2 protein-coding genes are annotated in these 1171 nt (G+C 73.7%); both read left to right on the top strand.

Annotated features, from left to right (window positions below; genetic code table 11):
• Positions 1-269, top strand: a 269-nt coding sequence (locus QQJ79_RS15360) for a PDZ domain-containing protein (protein WP_284223802.1), incomplete at its 5' end; no start/stop codon positions are given.
• The coding region (locus QQJ79_RS15355; protein WP_284223801.1) for a secretin N-terminal domain-containing protein at positions 266-1171 on the top strand (906 nt) is incomplete at its 3' end. The genes QQJ79_RS15360 and QQJ79_RS15355, both read left to right, overlap by 4 nt.

Here is a 1171-nt window from a genome sequence, read left to right as displayed (position 1 = left end):
CGCGGCTGATGGCGCAGGCGGGGTTGCGGCCGCGGATGCGGGGGGCGCGGCTGGACGGGTTCACGGTGTCGGGGGCGGGCGATGCGGCGGCGCTGCGGGCGGCGGGGCTGCGGGCCGGGGATGTGATCCTGGCGGTGAACGGCCAGCCGCTGGACAGTGTGGAGCGGATCGCGGCCCTGCGCGGCCAGCTGGCCGACAGTTCGAGCGCCGAGCTCCGCTTTGAGCGGGACGGCGTGACCCAGACCACCACCATAGGGACCGGCCGATGAAGCGATCCAATGTGATCGGCGCCGTGATGGCCGCCGTGCTGGCGGCCCAGGGTCCGCTCGCCTCCGCGCCGGCGTTGGCCCAGTCGCAGACGCTGAACGTGCAGGGGGCGGACATCCGCGCCTTCATCCAGGACGTGGCCCGTTCGACGGGCCGGACCTTCATCGTCGATCCGGGGGTGACGGGGACGGTGACGGTGACCAGCGACCGGCCGCTGAACCGGACCCAGCTGTTCGAGGTGTTTCTGTCGACGCTCAGGGCCAACGGCCTGGTGGTGACGCCGACGGCGTCCGGGGCCTACCGGATCAGCCCGGCGCAGGGCGCGGCCCAGGGGCCGGCGACGGTGGGGTCGGAGCGGTTCTCGACCGAGGTGTTCCAGCTGAGGAATATCGACGCGGCCTCGGCGGCGGAGACGATCCGGCCGCTGGTGGGGGCGCAGGGGCAGGTGCTGGCCAATCCCGGCGCCAACAGCGTGGTGGTGGCGGACTTCGCCGACAATCTGGCGCGCATCCGGGCCCTGATCGGGCGGATCGACGTGGACCGGACCGGGTTCGAGGTGGTGACGCTGGAGAACTCCTCGGCGCGCGAGATCGCCAATGTCCTGCAGACGGTTCTGGCCCCGCCGGGCGGGCAACCCGGCTCCGGCATGGTCAGCGTCACCCCGGTGGAGAGCTCCAACTCCATCGTGCTGCGCGGCGATCCGGCGGCCATGGCGCGCATCCGGCCGCTGATCGAGGATCTGGACCGCCGGGCCGAGAGCGCCGACGACGTGCGGGTGGTGTTCCTGCAGCACGCCGACGCCGAGGCCCTGCTGCCGGTGCTGCAACAGGTGGTGGGCCAGCCGGTGACGGCGGCGAGCGCCAACGCCCCGGCGTCCGGGCGAGGCGGCGCGGGCGGCGAGGCC

The organism is Brevundimonas denitrificans, assembly GCF_030160755.1.
GTDB classification, from domain to species: Bacteria; Pseudomonadota; Alphaproteobacteria; order Caulobacterales; family Caulobacteraceae; genus Brevundimonas; species Brevundimonas denitrificans.
The sequence above is the reverse complement of the archived record's forward strand: the minus strand, read 5'-3'. Positions and strand labels throughout refer to the sequence as shown.